The organism is Microbulbifer maximicatervae (SeqCode) (assembly GCF_052467305.1).
The window spans coordinates 1,294,398-1,311,895 of sequence record NZ_CP174306.1 but is presented as its reverse complement, the minus strand read 5'-3'; the positions used below and the strand labels follow the sequence as shown (position 1 = coordinate 1,311,895).

Genomic DNA, 17,498 nt, shown 5'->3' with positions numbered 1-17,498 from the left:
AAGGTACTACTCGACGAGAAATACACCGAGCACATTCGACGCTAAACCAGTCGTTCTATAGCAAGATGGAGATATAAAATGCCAGTAAACAATATAACCCTGCAAGACGCAAAGGCTCATGTTCGAGCCACATTGCAAGCCGGAGGGCTAGTGATTGTCCAAGAGCCGCACAATGATGTACCTCACGGTTTCTCCTTTGCAGCTGAAGCTATAGCTGATAATAGCGATCAGCCTCACTCATTGTTCGTCGAAGCACCGCATGAAATAAAAGCTGCAGGAACTCTCTCCGCTTACCCCAATAGGATAAAAGACTATTTCGCGGGTGGCGTAACTGACACTGAAACATCAGCGCTATTAATCAATATAGCTTCTCGGAAAAGTTGGGATATAGCCTGTGTGGACTCATGGAGAGGAAATGGAGAGTGGAAATCTTCAGAAAAACGTCAAAAGGGAATAGCAAGAAGAATTATTCACCACTTTAATATAGGCGGACGCCCAGGCGGAATAATCCCTATAGGTTCTGCGCATGTCACAGGGTTAAGAATGGGAAGAAACATGATTGGAGGCCGACGTGTTGCTCGTACTATAAGCACTCTTTCAAACCAAATCCCCGATGATCAAGCCATTAACTATCAGGGTTACTGGGGATTGGGAAGGTATATTGCCGGACGGAACTTACAAATGTATAAATTTACAGCTACCGGAGATTATTCCCATATCAGTGCACCGAATGTTTCTCGAGAGCTACACATTCAGTTTGTTCCTCGCGACAGAATTTTTCGAGCTCGAAATCTTGCTATCTAGAAATCCCAAAAGCTCTTGCTTTTTTAATGTTTAACATGCATCTGATCCCAGATGATAAACTCAGCCATGACTCAAATTTTCATTTTTCGTCAGCAATCACCACCTACGCGATTGCTGACGGGCTTCTCTCACAATGACACCATTTCTAATAGATAATAAATATAGGCTTCCTAGGCCGCATACACTAAAGAATCAAATTCTAAAAGAAAGAGTATTGAGAAAATACTGTTAGCATATATTCCAGTCAACGCCTTAAAGCAAGGAAAGATCATTACAAAGAGATATCAAAGTTAACTTGAAATCGAAAAAAGGATGTCCAGATCAATACGATTATCAGGTGTCTGTTATAACCTATAATTCTTCGAACAGAAAGACCTCACAAAACACCCTTCCCTAGCACTTACCTGAAAATAATTACGAACAATATTTAAAACAACCACTTGGCAACAATGTACCAAAACCCTTCATTACATCGAAGCCTCAGAGTATACCAATCGACATAAAATATCTGTATAAACACAGATCCAGCACTTGCTTTAAATATTCATTCGGGCTTATTAAAATGCATATAGGATTTAATAAAACTCTACCAAGGATTCTCCTGGCAGTCACACTTCTAACGTCACCCTTTATCGCACATGCCGACGATTCGTTACAAGAGTTTCTCGAACAAATACTTACTAATGCCCGAGATAGCAACAACCTTCCAGCAGTCGGTGTACTAGTTCAAATCGATGGCGACATCGCTGCCATGGCGGTAGACGGAGTTCGCGCACAGGGCCATAATGAAATAGTAACTATCAATGACCGCTGGCACATAGGTTCTAACACCAAAGCGATTACAGCAACAATGGTAGCGCGCTTAGTCGAGCAGGGCATATTACAATTTGAGGATACACTAGCTGACTCATTTCCCTCTTTTGCAAAAGATATAGACCCCGCTTACCGTAATATTACGATCACACAATTGCTCAGTCATACTGCCGGCCTACCCCCTTTATCCAGCTGGTATGAGCTTCCTACATTAATGAAAGTAATCGAGCCAGAACACAGTATTCGAGCGCAACGCATGGCAGTCGCACGCCATTACCTCACTATACCTCCCAGCTCCGAGGCTGGCTCAGCTGAATATTCTAATCTCGGCTTTATCATCGCTGGGGCTATCGCCGAAGCTCAAACAGACAAGACCTGGGAAGATCTCATCAAGGAGCAGATCTTTGCTCCACTTGGTATCAAGAATGCGGGTTTTGCAGCTCCCGGCTCTTCGACCACATTAGATCAACCACGCGGCCATAAAAAATCCTGGCTGGGCAAGCTCACCCCGCTAGATCCTGCCGACAAAAATAGTGATAACCCACAAGTAATGGGTCCCGCAGGAACTATCAATATATCACTCCAGGATTGGACTCTTTTTTTAGAAGATCAACTCAATGGCGTACATGGTCGCGGTAAATTGCTAAAGACTGAAACCTATCGTAAGTTACATTCACCGGTGACAGGCAATTACGCTCTCGGGTGGGGCGCAGTGTACGACTCTGAGTTATCACTTCTTGCACATACTGGCAGTAATGGATATTGGTTTACTGATGTGCGTATCATGCCCAAGCATGACATAATCTTTCTAATTGCGATAAATGCGGGGCACAAGACTGCGGAAAAGTCGATGAAAGATATCCGCAAGCACCTTACAAAACGTTTGAAACCATTTGAGTGATTCACTGGAGCAAGCGGGCTTGATTGTTCAGGTCCGCAGCAGTTTCTCACTCTCTCCCCCTATAGACGTCCACATTTTGTGGAAAATAGCAGCCGCATTAAAGAAAGTCGCCCACCTTTAAATATATTAAAATAAACAATTCTGAAAATTAATTTTAGAAAACCACACCTCAGATCCTTAAACAGAATAAGCCAGAATAATTATCAACCCATACGGACACATAGTAAAACCCTATTTACAACTAGAGGGCCAGCTAAAATTTAGCAAACACCGAAATTCGATTCAAAAAGGATTTAACACCAAAATATAGAGATACCCCCTTGTAAACAATGGTGTGATTGGCCATTATTGAACTACCGCTGAGTAATAAGGCACAAGTAAGTAGCGACCTGTGAATTGACTCTCCATATTCTGACTAGAATAGAAAAACTATCGAAACCAGACAGAAATACTAACATTACTGACGAAAACAGCCATTAAAAAGCTCCACCCTAGGCAATCAATGTTGTGCCTGGTATAACCTACAAAAATAGATAATACTCATGAAAAAGCTGATTTTCTTTTTACTATTTTCTAGCTATGCAAATGGAACATCTATAGAGCCTGCAACACTGGAACAGCTTCTAGAAAGCACCGATCACGTTCTACATGTTTTGGTTTAAAAGGTAGATATGATCACCTCAAACGGAGAAATCACCTTTAATCCAGATGGGAGAACCAGTCCTTTATCAGGGAATAAGATTAGGCTCCATGTTAAATTGATGCCAAATGGTGTAATTAAAAGCAACCTTGATCATGTCCCCCCGGAATTTTACGTAGAACTTTGGGAAATGTGGCACTATCAACTCGGTAATATCTAAGGGTCATCACTGTGTTTTATACACATCATTTAAGCCCATTTAAAGCCTCTGCTGCTTCAATATAATGGAGCAGTTTGGTATATCCCTGCCAAACAGTTTTAACCCCTGGTTCGCCATCACCTTTACGTCCTAGAAATCCCCCTAGGCCTGCCAACATACGCGTTATATCTCTCATGCTTGGAGGTATATTCGGTGGGGAACTTTTATCTCGCATCATCCATACCATGCGCCATTCTTTTTCAGAGTAAGCACTCGTACATGGTTCATCAGGAAGACTTCTTGCTTGTGTAGTTATCGAATGTAGTCGCCATCCAATAATCATATAGATCGCAATACAGTTCAACATTCGCTGCTCTGTTCTAAAACGATTACTTTCTATCTGGCATCCGCCTTTTACCACCCGAAAATAGGTTTCAATTTCCCACCGGCTTCGATACCACTCAATGATAACTCTCGCCTGCTTAAAGTCTTCAACTGGAAGATCAGTTAACAGCATCCACTCAATGCCTTTTTCACCCTCTGGTGGGGTTAATTCTTTAGCCAATACAGCATAGAGAGAAAGTGGTCGTTTAGATCTTCCTTTTCCTAGCAACCGTATCTCAGTAGTGGATACGTTGACCTTGGCTTTTCTTCCAGGCTCTCCATTCCGTTTGGGAATATCTACCGTGTATAGACCGACAGATTTCTGCTCATTCATATGATCCCAAAGCAAAACCGTTTCTTCTCCATCGAGCTCTAAAGTGCGATTGGCCTTAGCTCGAACGATATAGCTCGCCCGCCGCTGTTCACTTTGCTCTTCAGCCAGCTGAAACCACTCATGAATATCACCCTCTCTATCAGCAATACTCACAATTGTGCTTTCAGGGCAGTGCTCTTGTATCTGACAAGCCGTTTCGTAATGGTCTAGCCAGCGTCGACTCTCCTTATCCTTTATCGACTTGGTATAGCGGGAATTAGAACTTGATTCCTTATCTCTCTGCCACATACTACCTTCAACAACACCCAAATTAACTCTGGATGGTGTTATCGCGATGGAGGTGTGCAAGAGTTGTTGGTTGGTCTCTTTACGCCTAAGTGTTCCCATCTCTTTACTTTCTAGGTCAGTGGCAAAATTTAGAAAGGTAGTATCTTGTGGGATAAGAACAACAGGCTGCACTTTGATTCTCTCAAGAGTTGCCGATTTATGACCGCTCATAATAGAGTCAAAGTTGACTTTATCATTTTCTATAAAGCGATAAGCTGCAAACGTTTCTGCCCAAGTTTTGTTTGCACAAGGAATGCTATTGTTTGGGTCTGAACTTAAATTACTGAGAATATTAGACAAGCGCTTATTCAAGCGTGTATCACCCATAACCTGATTTTTTACTTCGTCCATGACCCAGTCCTGCATAATTATCCAGCCAAATCTGTAGTTCTTACTGGGCTAAACTGTAACTTATTGATTTACATAATAAAACTTAAAAAACTTGTGTATAAAACTTAGGGGTCATCATTAGGCGAAGAATTTATTTTTCTGCTGAGAGGTCCAGACTTAAACAAGGTATACCCCCGGTATTTTATGAGAAAAACAAATGAAAAACCTAACATTATTGAACTACTGAAGAAGCTACCTGACTAATTAATACCACCTCTAAATTCACCCTTAAGTTTTCAGTCAGCATGAAAGTCTCAGCACAATGTTTAAACACTAGATTCTGTATACTCTTTTCTAAATATCGCGAAGGGAGGCAACATATAGCTTCTCAGATACTCTTGAATACCCTGCCACTTTCTCCAGCAACACCAAAAAGGAGTACATATTTTGAAATTAATCACAGGCACTGATTCCACCTGGTCCTTAAGAGTCTGGATATGCGCCCAAATCGCAGGCCTTGACATTGAGATCAAAGCCATAGACCTCTCCAGCCCTAACTACAAAAACGAAGTACTTAAATATTCCCAAGCTGGACTTGTACCTGTGTTGTTGCTTGAAGATACTTATATTCATGATTCACTGGCAATCGCTGAGTATTTTAATGAGCTCTCCAAAGGCATCTTGTACCCTTCATCAAATATTGAGCGAGCACAATCAAGAAGCCTATGTGCTGAACTTCACTCCGGTTTCATCGCCTTAAGAAGCAACTGCCCTTTCACTCTAGATAAAAGCAACTCCTCCCCGGATATGAACCCTGGAATTCAGGCTGAGTTAAAAAGGATTGAAGATATTTTCTCGAAAGCAAAACTGCCCTTCATGTTCGGCTCTGCTGGGGCTGTAGACGCATTTTACGCAATACTCGCTTATAGACTATATGTTTATAATATCTCATTAAGCGAGAAAGCTACCAGATACCAGCAAAGTCTGTTGGAGTGGCCAATCTTGCAGCAAGCAATTGACCTGGCAGCAGCGTGGAGAAACCCGTAATTAAAGCTGTCACCAAATGTCGCTTTGGAACTTTCTTATCAACTCATCGATTACAAGGTTGGCTGTAGCCAGCCTTGTAGTTACAACAGCATCAACACGGCGAAAATTTGTAAGTTATTTACCTAATTTGCCATAATCACTAATAAGGCAATCAATCTTAAAGGGCCTCGGATAAGATACATGCTTATATCCAGCCTACACTTAAGTACTGAGCAAGCAAGAAGCGCCACATCTCAAACTACTTGGCTAGCCATTATCAGCCTCCTCTTAGGCGCAGCCTGTATTCAGTTAGTTATCATGCGCTTTTTTAATGGGCAAATGGCACCGGATGTCTTCGCAAGTTTATTACATCAGCTTGTACAGACTAAGGGTACACCTGCACTTGTCAAATCACTGGCCAGCCACCTTATCCCCTACTCAGCTTTTGTGACCTATACACTCCATCTAGCACTATTGCTTGCTGGGACCCTCTTGATATTGCGTGTTTTTATTGTTTTGGGCGCAACACTCATGTTTTTCGGCTTTATCTTGCTGTGGGGGTTGACTTACATGGGAGAAAACAGCTGGTACTTCGAGTTTTTGTCACCTGCGTTATTTGCCTTAATCTTGGCAGTTAGCATTTACAAGCTCCATAAAGACTCTCAATACAATTTTCGTTCTCGGTTTTTAGGCGCGGTGATAGCACCGAGAGTAAGCCTATTAACCTGGGGCTGTGCGACTCTTGTAGCATCAGCTCTCTTATTTGGGGTCTTTACCATGTCACGCAATGGTGGCGATTACGTATTCACTGTAAGCGCCCTATCCAGCATTACCATTGCCATTTTATCAATAGCTTCAAAGTATTTAGACAAGTATCGAAATACTCCCCCCAAACAGGATTCAACTCCGATATTAGGGCGCTGGATTGATCTTTTTACCTTCACCGTCGGGGTAATGTTAGTCTTTCAGGTTTTTGAGGATGGGCTATTAAATTGGTTTACTGTAGAAGGGTACCGAGGTCTCATTAACTCCTATGTCGAATACGGGAATACACCGTATTGGTATCGGGGAGCCTTGGCCTGGGTAGCGGATCACGCCGAGATCTTTATGCCAACCCAGAGAGTATTCGAGACCTTTGCTGCAATCTGTATGGTAATTTTAGTCTTTCGATTTCCAGTTGTACTGCTGGCGACCGGTCTCTTTGCCATCCTCTCTTTTACAGAATTTGGAGTTACGAATGCTTGGCCTCCCGCTCCAGGCAAGCCTCCCGCCTGGGTATTTGAACTACTGCTTACAACGTTGGTTAGCTTTACCTGCGGCCTCTATTACTTACTAGATGCTATTGCGCACAAATCCTGGAAGTATTGGATATTGGGGCCCAAAATATTTGACTCAATATCAGATTTCAATAAGTGTTTTTTATTTATTTTCTTACTTATTATCGAAGTAATTATATTTTCCTCCACGCCCATACAAGAGGAGACCAAATTCATTGCACTACACTTCTCAGTACTGTCACTTATTCCTTTATTCTTCATTATGATAATTCTGGATAAATACCGAGCAATCACACCCAATATAGATTTTTATACCAACCCAAGCGGGAAAAATCATAACCAACTACCGTAAGCTCCCACCTGCTTTGGCTTTAAGCAATCAACCCTATAAAACGGACGTTTGTGCAACTTATATGGCCGGCAATATTGCAGCAACAACTAATAGCAGTAATTCCACGGTACAATGTGGGCATAAGCGAATATTGGTAGCCGAAGCCCCTTCGCCTACGAACTTCCTCTGATAACGTTATAGAAATTTTATTGGGTTAATTTGCGTCATGAAGACTCTTCATCTGGTAATTTTATTTAGCATCCTGTCTATTTTTTCTACTTATGTGGCAGCAGAGAGAATTAAGATCGACAACTCTCTCACTATCCACTACGAACAAGCGGGTAATGGCGATACGACAATCATCTTTATTCCCGGCTGGATGATGTCTACAAAGGTTTTCGAGCATCAACTTGCCCATTTCAAGGACTCCACCCAGTATCGCGCGCTAGCTTATGACCCTCGCGGCCAGGGCATGTCATCCAAGCCTGTTGAGGGCCACACCTATCAGCAACACGCACGTGACTTGGCAGTACTGATTGACAAGCTGGACCTTGATAGTGTGATTCTCGCAGGCTGGTCCTATGGCGTAACTGAGCAGCTGGCCTACCTAAATCAGTTTGGCTCCAACAACATCAAGGCCATGATTATGATTGACACCGGCCCGGATATCACTGGGGCCAGCCGGGACGAGTGGGTTTGGTATCTGAATGATGATTCAGACGGATACTCGCGCTCATTCACTGAGGGGATTATTGAGGATCGCGAAAATGTGATTGCAGAGTTCGTCAAATGGATGCTTGAAAATCCCACTGCAGAAAATATTGCCTGGGTGTCTAATATCGCCAATCAAACCTCTAGCAGCGTCGCCGCAATTACCAACGCTACTGGTTTTTACCTCGACTACAGCAAAGACCTTATCGGCCTTGAAGGGAAGGTTCCCATGCTATATGTGGTACGAAATGAAGTTAAGGAAGTGGCTGACAAATGGATCAAAGCTAATACCCCTTCCGCCACTACCGCTTATATGGGAAAGCATATGATGTTTTGGGAGAGGCCCGATGAATTCAATGCAGTGGTCGATCAATTTCTGGAGAATATAGAAACTAAGTAGCATTCACTATTTTGTTAAACTTAGGACAGACTGACTTCAGCCTGTCCTAAGCTTTAAGTCTGCAGACCCTACTTCTTCGACTTACCCCCGCTCAACAAGGCATATCTCCCAGTCAAGGCACTTGACATCTAAAGGGTCAATAAATAGATTTAAGTCATATAACAATAAATTGGCAACTTCTTCCGGCACAAACATCGGCGCACGTCGACACGAGTACCCTCTACTGAAAATACCTGACAAGTAGGCAAAAGCAGCTTTCTTCAACCAGTTTTAGCTGGTTAATTTAACCCGAACTTTAGTGTTACACCCTAAAATAATACCTACATGGAGAGTGGAAAATGAGAGTTCTATTTTTAGCCTTGATAAGTGTTTGTTCGCTGATAGCAAATGCTTCAGATTTTATTCTCGCACAAAAGACGGAAATCAAATCAGATTTCCTTGGTGAAAACCGAACCATCTTGGTGAAACTTCCCGAACAATATAAGGATAATGACAAAGAATATCCTGTGCTCTACGTATTACATGCTCAGTGGGACATGCTTTCTACTTTGTCTACTGTCGATTTACTTGAAGGCCAAGTGCCCAATTTTATCGTGATTGGTGTAGAGGGAATGGGCAAGGAGTTGCGCCCGGATCAAGGTAAATCGACAGCATTTTCTCAGTTCCTAGCGAACGAGGTTGTGCCCTATGTCAATAAAAACTATCGAACCGCAGATTTTAGTATTTTGTCTGGGCACTCCAACTCTGGCCGCTTCGTACTGGACTACTGGCTAAACGACAAAGCATCATTTTCACAGTACTTTGCTTTTAGCCCGTCATTAGAGGATAAATATATAACCGGGCGAGTTTCCAATTTAGCACCTAAACAACTCAAAGAGCTTTCCCCGCTGACCGTGACCATCGCTAACGAGGGGAATCATATGCAAGTCCCATTTGACAAGTTGAGCCAAACTCTCGCAAATGTACCGGGTGCAACCTTTACCTTCCAGAAATTCCCAGAGCAATCCCACAGAACGACCAAACATCACTCTATGCAATTTGCCCTTCAACACACCTTTACAGGGTGGGAACCTACTTACGAACTTAAAGTAAGTGGGCTTGATGGACTGACAAACCACTACCATAATTTATCAGATAAATTTGGCTTCAAAGTAGTTATTCCCACCAATACCCTGCAGCGCTTGATGGCCCACCATGCCATTTCCGATTCTGAAAATGCTGCTAGCGAATTGAAACTCCATATCGCATACACCATCAAAGAAATTTCCACCGGGATCGATGCCACAGTTGAGACAGCAGACTACCTGCTGAACAATGGCTATGAAGAGGCGGGGGAAACCATATTGAAAGAGATGTGCAACCAGGCTGAAGAGCACGCTCGCTGCAAAGGCTGACAAAATCCACTCGAAGGCCAGACACACTCTCAATGTGAAGCGAGCCCACTAAAACTTATCGGAAAGTTTGCAAAGTACAAAAGGAAGCTGCCCGCCCTATCATGATTTAGGCGCGGGCTTTCATAAAGGCAGGCTCTCGTTAGCGGCGTGCGGCGAAAATGCCACCGGTCATTACCGCTAAAGAAGATAAAAGTCCAACACCTACCAAGCTATACAAGCTAATGGATTGCTTGGCCATCTCGGCAACTACCTCACTGAAAGGGAACTGCCAGGCAATGATCCCTAAGGCAGCTGCTACCGCGATGTACTGAGAATAACTGGAACGACGCTTTGAGCGTTTAGGCTGCGCAGGGAGCGCGGCCATCACGCGGTCACAAAAACCATCGTTATCCAAATGGGGCTCATTGAACTGGAGCTGTTCACTTAGCCAGGCGTCAAACTCCCGGTCGTTGCCCTCTAAAGCCATTTCACTCAAGGCGTTACCTTTCGTGTTGCGCTGTTCAAAGTTAACCATTTACCACCTCCTCACGCCAGGGCTGTAGCAAGCTACGCAGCTTGGCCCGAGCACGGTTGACATGGGATTTTACCGTACCAAGCGGCAATTTCATAATACTTGCCGCCTCCTCGTGAGAAAAGCCCCTGTGCATACACAGATGGATTGCTTGCCGCTGCGGGCCACTCAGGGTATCCATCGCGGCAGTGAGGTCCCTAGCCATCCCTAACTGCCGAGATTCTTCAATAGTCTCATCGGCCTGAGCCCTATCCACTGCCTCTTGATCCACATCGGGCATATTCTTACGCTTGTGGCTCATGACAAGATTATAGGCGATACGGTACAGCCAAGTGCTGAAGCGGGCATCCCCCCTGAACGCCGGCAACGCCTTATAGGCCTTAATAAAGGCCTCCTGCGCCATATCGTCTGCCAGACCCTGGTCACCATCACACAGCTGTCGGAGCGAGTATCGCAGCTGAGATTGATAGCGACGAACCAGCTGGGCGTATGCCCGCTGGTCCCCGTCTTTGACGGCTCGCCTGATTAATTCCTCGTCATTGAGGTCCATACTCGCCTTTCCTACACCTGCTTGTTATCAAGCTTCCAGTTCACATAGCGAGCCACACCGATAAACAGAGGGATCAAGCCAAGACTGCCTACTCCAATACCTGCAAGAGCTGAGAGGGAGAGGAATACTGCAGCGCCTATTGCGATCAGAGTGATACCGCGATCACTGGAGCTATTTGGCTCTCTCTCATCCAAAAGATCAATTAGCTCCGGGGGCACATCCCGACCATCAGCAACCATCTGGTTGATATTGCTCATAACCAGTTGTTTCTTGCGATAGCTGCTGCGCGTTACCAACCAGACAATAAATACTGGCATGCCAAATACACAGAGCAGCGCTACTATTGGGATTACAGATGAGTCATCACTTCCAGAGTGGTGTGAATCATGATGGTCCCAGTGCCTGTCCCGGCCCCGGTAGTCACGACTCTCCGATAACCTGATTCTGACATTGTCCGGTACGCTATTCAGGGTATCTTCAGTAACCTTGCCGTCTACATCCAGAATGCCCTTGCTTTTCAGCCGTTCAATAATTTCCTGGCTTAGGGGGCCGCCAAAGTCCTGCCCCAAGTCAACCCGCACTTCACTTTTCTCACCATTTTCTCCTTCGGATTTGATCGTGAGAACACCATCTTCACGCAATATACGGACGCGGGTTTCAGATTCGGAGGCCTCCACACCTGGCGGCGGCGGGGGCTCTGGGACAAATGAGTCCTCCTCCTGGGCCCAGCTGCCCATGCTTATGCTGGATGCCGCAATGGCCACCCAACAGCAGATGACTGCCTGGAATGATTGTTTATTTCTCGCTCTCATTACTTACTCTCTAATCATTTTCGTTATCAGTGGTGTGAACCGTCGTTGGGGGGAGGTGACCTACATCACCATCATTCGAGCCTTGGAGTAGGGGTAAGCCATTCCTCCTCGGGGCTCCTTTTCCTCAGCAATACGCACAGGAGTTAGCCGGCTAACCTTCTCACTCTTATCAGTGCACTCACCAAGCTTCCTAAGTATTTGCTGATCAATTTTCTGTGTGAGCTCTCGGTGAATCCCATCCTGGGAAAGCGTCAGCTCGGAGGCATTAACCTGACCCACTTGCAGAGCCGCAACTATTAGAGATAGCGCGACGCAAAATTGTACCTTTTTAGTTGATCTCGCAGTAAACATTGTGATCTCCCGTTTTTCCCTTGTACGCCACTATGACGATTCGGGGAGCCCAGTTGGATGCAGCTGTATAATTTTTTTTACGCCAACACTTGGAACCACCTTCTAATGGTCATCACTGGGCTGGAACGATCGGATAAACTCGGAACACAATACGGAATGAGAACTTCGATATGACAACCCCTGATGATGTCCTGGTTTTTTGGTTTGGCAGCACTGATATTCGTGGCAACTCTATTGCTGCGGAGAAGCAGGGTTTATGGTTTGCCGCTACTCCGGAAGTGGACGCCGACATCAAGGCAAGATTTGGAGCTATTGCCGAGTCAGCGCAGCGTGGAGAGCTGGACCGCTGGCAGCAAACTTTGGAAGGCGAACTTGCCTTGCTGCTGGTTTGTGACCAATTATCCAGAAACATTTACCGAGGCACCCGCCAGGCATTCGCTACAGATTCCCAGGCTCTGGCAATTACGATGTCACTGATTCAGCGAGGAGAGGCCCCGAATCTTGGGCTCTACCAGCAGATATTCCTGGGCATGCCGCTAGAGCACAGCGAAGACCTCGTGACCCAGCAACACTCGGTAGACTATTTTCGGCAGTTGCAGCAAACCTTCGCAGAAGACAAAATTGCCTCGCCCTATCTCGACACTCATTATCGATACGCCCTTGCCCATCAAGAGGTCATCGAGCGATTTGGGCGCTTCCCTCACCGCAATGCGGCTTTGGGTCGCACTTCCACTCAAGCAGAAAAAGAATGGCTGGCTCAAGGGGGCGGCTTTAAATAATGGATTTACTCAGTTGGTTATCTCTCGCGGGGATCTGTGCCCTCGGTGCCATGTCACCGGGACCAAGTCTTCTTATCATCTTGCGCAGCGCTTCCTCTGGCCTACAGCAAGGCCTGGCCAGTGCTATTGCTCACGGAGCCGGAGTCGCTATATACGCAATTCTTACCGCATTTGGCCTGGCGGTGCTGATTACTAGCTCTCCTCTTCTATTTAACATTCTGCAGTGGGCCGGTGCAGCAATGCTGGTCTACCTGGGCTGGAAAGCCCTCAGTGCGCCCGCACCGGGTACCGGTACTGCAACCGTACAACCTCCACACCAGAGCCTGAAGCGCTCTATCGCTCAAGGTTTTGGTGTTGCCTTCTTCAACCCCAAGATCGCCGTATTTTTCACCGCCCTATTCAGCCAGTTTGTGTCAGAACAACAGGCCCTGAGCACCAAGCTGGGCATGGCGGCCCTGGTTTCAGGAGTGGATGCAATTTGGTACTGTATCGTTGCCCTGGCGGTTCACGCCAGCCGTAAACGCCAGCTGGTCAGCAAGCATATTGGCCATCGCATCCAACAGGTTTTCGGGATCTTACTGATAGGACTGGCTGCCCGGCTGATCCTTAGCATCTAAAGCGTCAGGCCTGCAGAAAACTTCACTACCTCAGTTTCACCACACCCAAATAAAAAACAGGCCCGCAAGCGGGCCTGTTAAATGATGTGAAGACAGCCAGTCGCCCCGGGGGGAATGCGTCTGGCTGTATGCACATTATGACAGTGTTCACGCTTAATGGCGGACCAATCATCGCATCTGCTGGTCTTTTGACCGCATAGGGCCCTTTCTTCACCCCATCGTTGACACTGAATATTTATACAGTTAGGGTAGCGGCATACAAACTAAGTGGACAGTCTAATAGACGATTGGGAGGCACACGATGGCCGTAGTAGCTGTTTGGAAATGCGATAGAGACGGAGCAATGTTCGACAACAAAAAAGACGCTGAAGAACACGATAAGATGCTGGAGCTCGCAGCTAATATCACGTCGCTGATTGAGCGCCACATCGACAGCATTGATGAGCAAGTGGGCGAAGAGATCGGCCTGCTGTTGGCCAAACGCCGCGATGCCCTGGCTAAAGCCTGTAAAGGGAAGCCTGAAGTACTACTCGAAGAAGACGAAAACATGGTGCAGGAGAGCGAAGATGATCGCGTAACTCCGCTCGCCGCCAATCAGTAAACGCTTGTAGATTCATCCCTGTACTCTGCCCGGTTCTACCGGGCTTTTTTGCGTGGGGCTCATACTGAGCCTCACCAATAAACTTCAAAGATTAATTACGGCATTAACAATGTTAATGACCGCCAACACAACAATAACGACCCAGCTGATTAAAGTTCCCCAGAAGCGCCCAAAGTGCAGCCCGCCTTTGCCCTTGGTCAGTCCATAGGCATGAAATATCCGTGAGATAAAAAAGAGCGCCCCGAAGAGGTGTAACCACAGTGCGGGCAAACCACCCAACTCTGCAGCCAGCAACAGAAGCAACGCTATCGGGGTGTACTCAATCGCATTAGCGTGAACTCGCACCCTAATCTCATTGAAACGATCATCTCCGGTTCCAATTCCCACTTTCTTTGTGCGACGAAACTCGACTACCCTGAATGCCAAGTAAATAATCAGAAGCGCACAAAGGCCGGTGTAGAGTGCTGTGATATTCGCCATGTTTTTTCCTTGTTCTTATCAATCTGGCCAGGGAATATACCCCCGAAAGCAAGTATTCCGCCACACAAATCCTACACAAGCCAATGGGCCTTTCAGACCAATAGGCGGAAAAAGAAAAGCGGGCTAGAAGCCCGCTCTTTGCATATTAGTGCTTGTAACCAAACTCATGGCCCTTTGCGGGCTTGAGGTGTCGATCTCTGAGGCGCGTTGAGCGATTCACCAGGGATTGATTCTCACCCTCAATCAGGACCTGCTCAGCGTAGCTGGTAACTTCCAAGGGATCGCCGCTCCAGATCACAATATCCGCAACCGCTCCCTTCTCCAACGTACCGCCCTCAAGGTTAAAAATCTCAGCAACATTGCTACTGATTGCCTTTAGCGCTTCCTCATAAGGCATACCATGGGCTACAGCGTTGCCCGCCGACTGGCGCGAGAGGTAAACGTTGTGGCTAGCCACCATATCTGGGCCACTGATACCTACCGTCACCCCAGCCTTGGCCAAAAGTGCAGCATTATCCAGGCGTGCGCCCAAACTTGAGAATGATGCTGGAATGTTGTTGATTGCATCGATCACTACAGGCACTTGTGCTTGCGCCAGTTTATCGGCAACCATCCAGCCCTCAGCTGCGCCGATTATAATGAGATTCACCTTAAAGGCTTCACCCAGTTCTAATACCGCGAGGATATCACTGGCCCTGTTGGCAGTTACCATCAAAGGCTCTTTACCATCGATCACAGGCTGCAGAGCTTGCAGATCTGCCAGATCGTAATCCAGCTCTCGCCACTCTCCACGGTGAATCGCTGCGCGATTATCACGATACTCCTGAGCTTCACGCAGAGCACTCTCCACCTTGGCATAAGCATTGGCACGGCTGCCACCGGCCAGCTCGCCACCGGACTCTCCCAGATAAGCTTTTTGCGCAACATTCTTTGCTTCGACGCTATCAAATTCACCACTCAACTTGATGGCAAAACTGCGCCCTGCAAATATCCGCTGAGCATCGATAGCACCGCTGTCCCAAGTGCTGATTCCCGGTGAAACAACGGCACTGGTGACTCCACCCGCCCGGTTGAATGGGATCAGGGTGGACTTAGGGTTGTAAGCAGGTACCGGATTGAAGGCACTACCGATACTGTCACCGGTCACCTGGTGATCATTGGTGGCGCTGGCCGCACTGATCTCGACCAACCCCAGTTCAGAAATGGGCGCTATCACACCGGGCGTCACCACCTTGTTGCGCGCATCAATTACCTGATCTGCATTCACCTCCAGTGAGGGGGCTACCTGCTGGACCTTGCCATCCACAACCAGAATATCTGCGGACTCCAGGCTGCCCTGTCCCGCCAAGGTGTGTACCTTGCCACCCTTGATCAGGATGGTCTCTGCCTGGCCAGCGGCTGACATCAACCCCAGGGCCAGCGCACAATAAACAGCTACTTTTCTCACAGTCGCTCTCCCTCTGCATCGAGAATACCCAACTCGAAATCGGTGCGTGGCTGACGTTTCTTGTCCGCGCGATCGAACATCAATTCCCCATCGATGAAAACTTGATCTACATGGGTGTAAACACTGAAGGGGCTGCCGGACCAAACAACGATATCCGCCATCTTGCCGCTCTCAAGGCTGCCAGTTTGATCGGCAATACCCAGAGCCTTGGCGGGGTTCAAGGTCATCCAAACCACTGCATCCTTTGGCTGAATATCGAAGCCCGCACGCTGTCCTGCAGTCATTGCCTTCGCGGTCTCCTCGTGCAAATGCTGTACGCCAACACCGGAGTCCGAGTGAATCATTGCGCAGGCTTTGGCTTGATCCACAATGGCGATATTGGCCTCGGTCATATCGTAGGCCTCATGCTTAAAGCCCCACCAATCAGCCCACATTGCCGCACAAACATTGTTTTCAGCCAGCAGGTCAGCAACCTTGTAAGCTTCCACTGCGTGGTGGAAAGTGGAAATTTTGAAATCAAACTCCTTGGCAACGTCCATCATTACCGCCATTTCCTCACCGCGGTAGCAATGGTTATGAACGAGAATATCTCCATTGAGTACGCCCGCCAGAGTTTCCATCTGCAGGTCGCGCTTGGGCTCATCCCCTCCGTTCTCAACGTAATCCTCCCACTCCTGCTTGTAGGCACTCGCCTTAATCCAAGCATCGCGATAACCGGCGACGTTACCCATTCGAGTTGAGGGAGAGCTACCTTTACCACCGTAAACCCGCTTGGGGTTTTCACCACAGGCCATTTTCAAGCCGTAGGGAGCACCGGGGAATTTCATATCCTGAACACTGCGGCCGGGTACATTTTTCAGGGTGACACTGCGGCCGCCAAACAAGTTGGCCGAACCCGGCAGGATTTGCAGGGTTGTTACACCTCCGGCAAGAGCTAAGGGAAACTGGGGGTCTTGGGTCCAGACAGAGTGCTCCGACCAAACCTGGGCAGTGTTTGGCGAGGTCATCTCATTGCCATCCTGGGCAGATTCAATCCCCGGAGCTGGATAATCACCCAGATGAGAATGCACATCGATAATGCCAGGAGTGACCCACTTACCTTTGCCATCGACAATCAAGGCACCTTCAGGGGCCAGTAACCCCTTACCGATCTCCTTGATCTTGCCATTTTCAAACAACAGGTCCGCATTTTCTTGCTGCTCCCCTGTACCGGTTAGCAGGGTAGCTCCCTGAATCAACACAGGGCGGGACTGGGTTACAGAATAAGTGGAAGGGAAGGCGTCCACACGAGCGAAGTCGAGAGATCTCGGCTCACTGTCAACACGCTTCTCACCGCATGCGGACAGCAGTAGCGAGGCACTTAACAGAGCCGCGATACTGCGCCCGAGAAATCGGGGTTGCAGCTGCATAGTCATTCATCCAATCGTTTTGAATATGGCGGTGAATGCTACCAGTTTGTGCTGACAGCGCCACTATCCA

At 47.0% G+C, this 17,498-nt stretch carries 17 protein-coding genes; 9 read left to right on the top strand and 8 right to left on the bottom strand.

What is annotated here, in order from left to right:
* The first annotated feature begins 78 nt into the window (after positions 1–78).
* Entirely contained in the window at positions 79–804 is a 726-nt protein-coding gene (locus ACJJI4_RS06100; protein ID WP_444927412.1) for a hypothetical protein, read from the top strand.
* 562 nt (positions 805–1,366) lie between these two features.
* A complete protein-coding gene (locus tag ACJJI4_RS06095; RefSeq protein WP_444927411.1) occupies positions 1,367–2,518 on the top strand; it encodes a serine hydrolase domain-containing protein in 1,152 nt (383 codons plus the stop codon).
* 885 nt (positions 2,519–3,403) lie between these two features.
* Here ACJJI4_RS06095 and ACJJI4_RS06090 read toward each other — a convergent pair.
* A complete protein-coding gene (locus ACJJI4_RS06090) occupies positions 3,404–4,768 on the bottom strand; it encodes an IS4 family transposase (RefSeq protein WP_444895875.1) in 1,365 nt (454 codons plus the stop codon).
* Positions 4,769–5,179: 411 nt separating this feature from the next.
* On the opposite strand from ACJJI4_RS06090, the gene ACJJI4_RS06085 reads away from it, so the two are divergent.
* From ACJJI4_RS06085 to ACJJI4_RS06070, 4 genes are all read left to right on the top strand, one after another.
* Positions 5,180–5,779 carry a glutathione S-transferase N-terminal domain-containing protein gene (locus ACJJI4_RS06085; RefSeq protein WP_444927410.1) on the top strand — a complete coding sequence of 200 codons (600 nt, stop codon included), beginning with the start codon at positions 5,180–5,182 and terminating at the stop codon, positions 5,777–5,779.
* Positions 5,780–5,959: 180 nt separating this feature from the next.
* A complete protein-coding gene (locus ACJJI4_RS06080; protein ID WP_444927409.1) occupies positions 5,960–7,387 on the top strand; it encodes an alpha-amylase family protein in 1,428 nt (475 codons plus the stop codon).
* A gap of 205 nt (positions 7,388–7,592) precedes the next feature.
* A complete protein-coding gene (locus tag ACJJI4_RS06075; protein ID WP_444927408.1) occupies positions 7,593–8,477 on the top strand; it encodes an alpha/beta fold hydrolase in 885 nt (294 codons plus the stop codon).
* Positions 8,478–8,815: 338 nt separating this feature from the next.
* Positions 8,816–9,871 (top strand): alpha/beta hydrolase, encoded by a 1,056-nt coding sequence (locus ACJJI4_RS06070; protein WP_444927407.1) that lies wholly within the window; start codon positions 8,816–8,818, stop codon positions 9,869–9,871.
* Positions 9,872–10,010: 139 nt separating this feature from the next.
* Here the strand turns inward: ACJJI4_RS06070 and ACJJI4_RS06065 are convergent, their stop codons facing one another.
* The 4 genes from ACJJI4_RS06065 to ACJJI4_RS06050 are packed head-to-tail and all read right to left on the bottom strand — an operon-like array spanning position 10,011 to position 12,095.
* A complete protein-coding gene (locus ACJJI4_RS06065) occupies positions 10,011–10,385 on the bottom strand; it encodes a hypothetical protein (RefSeq protein ID WP_282933382.1) in 375 nt (124 codons plus the stop codon).
* Positions 10,378–10,932: an RNA polymerase sigma factor gene (locus tag ACJJI4_RS06060; RefSeq protein ID WP_413665211.1), complete on the bottom strand. Its 555-nt coding sequence runs from the start codon at positions 10,930–10,932 to the stop codon at positions 10,378–10,380. Before ACJJI4_RS06060 ends, ACJJI4_RS06065 begins: the two co-directional genes overlap by 8 nt.
* Positions 10,933–10,943: 11 nt before the next feature.
* Positions 10,944–11,744 carry a DUF6249 domain-containing protein gene (locus tag ACJJI4_RS06055; RefSeq protein WP_444927406.1) on the bottom strand — a complete coding sequence of 267 codons (801 nt, stop codon included), beginning with the start codon at positions 11,742–11,744 and terminating at the stop codon, positions 10,944–10,946.
* A 60-nt stretch (positions 11,745–11,804) separates the two neighbouring features.
* Positions 11,805–12,095 carry a hypothetical protein gene (locus ACJJI4_RS06050; protein ID WP_282933385.1) on the bottom strand — a complete coding sequence of 97 codons (291 nt, stop codon included), beginning with the start codon at positions 12,093–12,095 and terminating at the stop codon, positions 11,805–11,807.
* Positions 12,096–12,265: 170 nt separating this feature from the next.
* On the opposite strand from ACJJI4_RS06050, the gene ACJJI4_RS06045 reads away from it, so the two are divergent.
* From ACJJI4_RS06045 to ACJJI4_RS06035, 3 genes are all read left to right on the top strand, one after another.
* Entirely contained in the window at positions 12,266–12,874 is a 609-nt protein-coding gene (locus tag ACJJI4_RS06045; protein WP_444927405.1) for a DUF924 family protein, read from the top strand.
* Positions 12,874–13,491: a LysE family translocator gene (locus tag ACJJI4_RS06040; protein ID WP_444927404.1), complete on the top strand. Its 618-nt coding sequence runs from the start codon at positions 12,874–12,876 to the stop codon at positions 13,489–13,491. Before ACJJI4_RS06045 ends, ACJJI4_RS06040 begins: the two co-directional genes overlap by 1 nt.
* Before the next feature lie 301 nt (positions 13,492–13,792).
* Positions 13,793–14,092 carry a YebG family protein gene (locus tag ACJJI4_RS06035; protein ID WP_108732704.1) on the top strand — a complete coding sequence of 100 codons (300 nt, stop codon included), beginning with the start codon at positions 13,793–13,795 and terminating at the stop codon, positions 14,090–14,092.
* 84 nt (positions 14,093–14,176) lie between these two features.
* Here the strand turns inward: ACJJI4_RS06035 and ACJJI4_RS06030 are convergent, their stop codons facing one another.
* The 3 genes from ACJJI4_RS06030 to ACJJI4_RS06020 form a co-directional block, all read right to left on the bottom strand.
* Complete coding sequence (locus ACJJI4_RS06030) at positions 14,177–14,572, bottom strand: MAPEG family protein (protein ID WP_444927403.1); 396 nt, start codon at positions 14,570–14,572, stop codon at positions 14,177–14,179.
* A gap of 145 nt (positions 14,573–14,717) precedes the next feature.
* The gene (locus ACJJI4_RS06025) at positions 14,718–16,019 is read right to left on the bottom strand and encodes an amidohydrolase family protein (protein ID WP_444927402.1); all 1,302 of its coding nucleotides are present in this window, start codon (positions 16,017–16,019) and stop codon (positions 14,718–14,720) included.
* On the bottom strand, positions 16,016–17,428 hold the full coding sequence (locus tag ACJJI4_RS06020) for an amidohydrolase (RefSeq protein WP_444905736.1): 1,413 nt from the start codon (positions 17,426–17,428) through the stop codon (positions 16,016–16,018). Before ACJJI4_RS06020 ends, ACJJI4_RS06025 begins: the two co-directional genes overlap by 4 nt.
* Positions 17,429–17,498 lie beyond the last annotated feature (70 nt).

Bases quoted from the DNA above. Each gene is read 5' to 3' on its own strand.
- ACJJI4_RS06100 (WP_444927412.1), top strand. From the start codon at position 79: ATGCCAGTAAACAATATAACCCTGCAAGACGCAAAGGCTCATGTTCGA.
- ACJJI4_RS06095 (WP_444927411.1), top strand. From the start codon at position 1,367: ATGCATATAGGATTTAATAAAACTCTACCAAGGATTCTCCTGGCAGTC.
- ACJJI4_RS06090 (WP_444895875.1), bottom strand. From the start codon at position 4,768: ATGCAGGACTGGGTCATGGACGAAGTAAAAAATCAGGTTATGGGTGAT.
- ACJJI4_RS06080 (WP_444927409.1), top strand. From the start codon at position 5,960: ATGCTTATATCCAGCCTACACTTAAGTACTGAGCAAGCAAGAAGCGCC.
- ACJJI4_RS06075 (WP_444927408.1), top strand. From the start codon at position 7,593: ATGAAGACTCTTCATCTGGTAATTTTATTTAGCATCCTGTCTATTTTT.
- ACJJI4_RS06070 (WP_444927407.1), top strand. From the start codon at position 8,816: ATGAGAGTTCTATTTTTAGCCTTGATAAGTGTTTGTTCGCTGATAGCA.
- ACJJI4_RS06065 (WP_282933382.1), bottom strand. From the start codon at position 10,385: ATGGTTAACTTTGAACAGCGCAACACGAAAGGTAACGCCTTGAGTGAA.
- ACJJI4_RS06060 (WP_413665211.1), bottom strand. From the start codon at position 10,932: ATGGACCTCAATGACGAGGAATTAATCAGGCGAGCCGTCAAAGACGGG.
- ACJJI4_RS06055 (WP_444927406.1), bottom strand. From the start codon at position 11,744: ATGAGAGCGAGAAATAAACAATCATTCCAGGCAGTCATCTGCTGTTGG.
- ACJJI4_RS06050 (WP_282933385.1), bottom strand. From the start codon at position 12,095: ATGTTTACTGCGAGATCAACTAAAAAGGTACAATTTTGCGTCGCGCTA.
- ACJJI4_RS06045 (WP_444927405.1), top strand. From the start codon at position 12,266: ATGACAACCCCTGATGATGTCCTGGTTTTTTGGTTTGGCAGCACTGAT.
- ACJJI4_RS06040 (WP_444927404.1), top strand. From the start codon at position 12,874: ATGGATTTACTCAGTTGGTTATCTCTCGCGGGGATCTGTGCCCTCGGT.
- ACJJI4_RS06035 (WP_108732704.1), top strand. From the start codon at position 13,793: ATGGCCGTAGTAGCTGTTTGGAAATGCGATAGAGACGGAGCAATGTTC.
- ACJJI4_RS06030 (WP_444927403.1), bottom strand. From the start codon at position 14,572: ATGGCGAATATCACAGCACTCTACACCGGCCTTTGTGCGCTTCTGATT.
- ACJJI4_RS06020 (WP_444905736.1), bottom strand. From the start codon at position 17,428: ATGCAGCTGCAACCCCGATTTCTCGGGCGCAGTATCGCGGCTCTGTTA.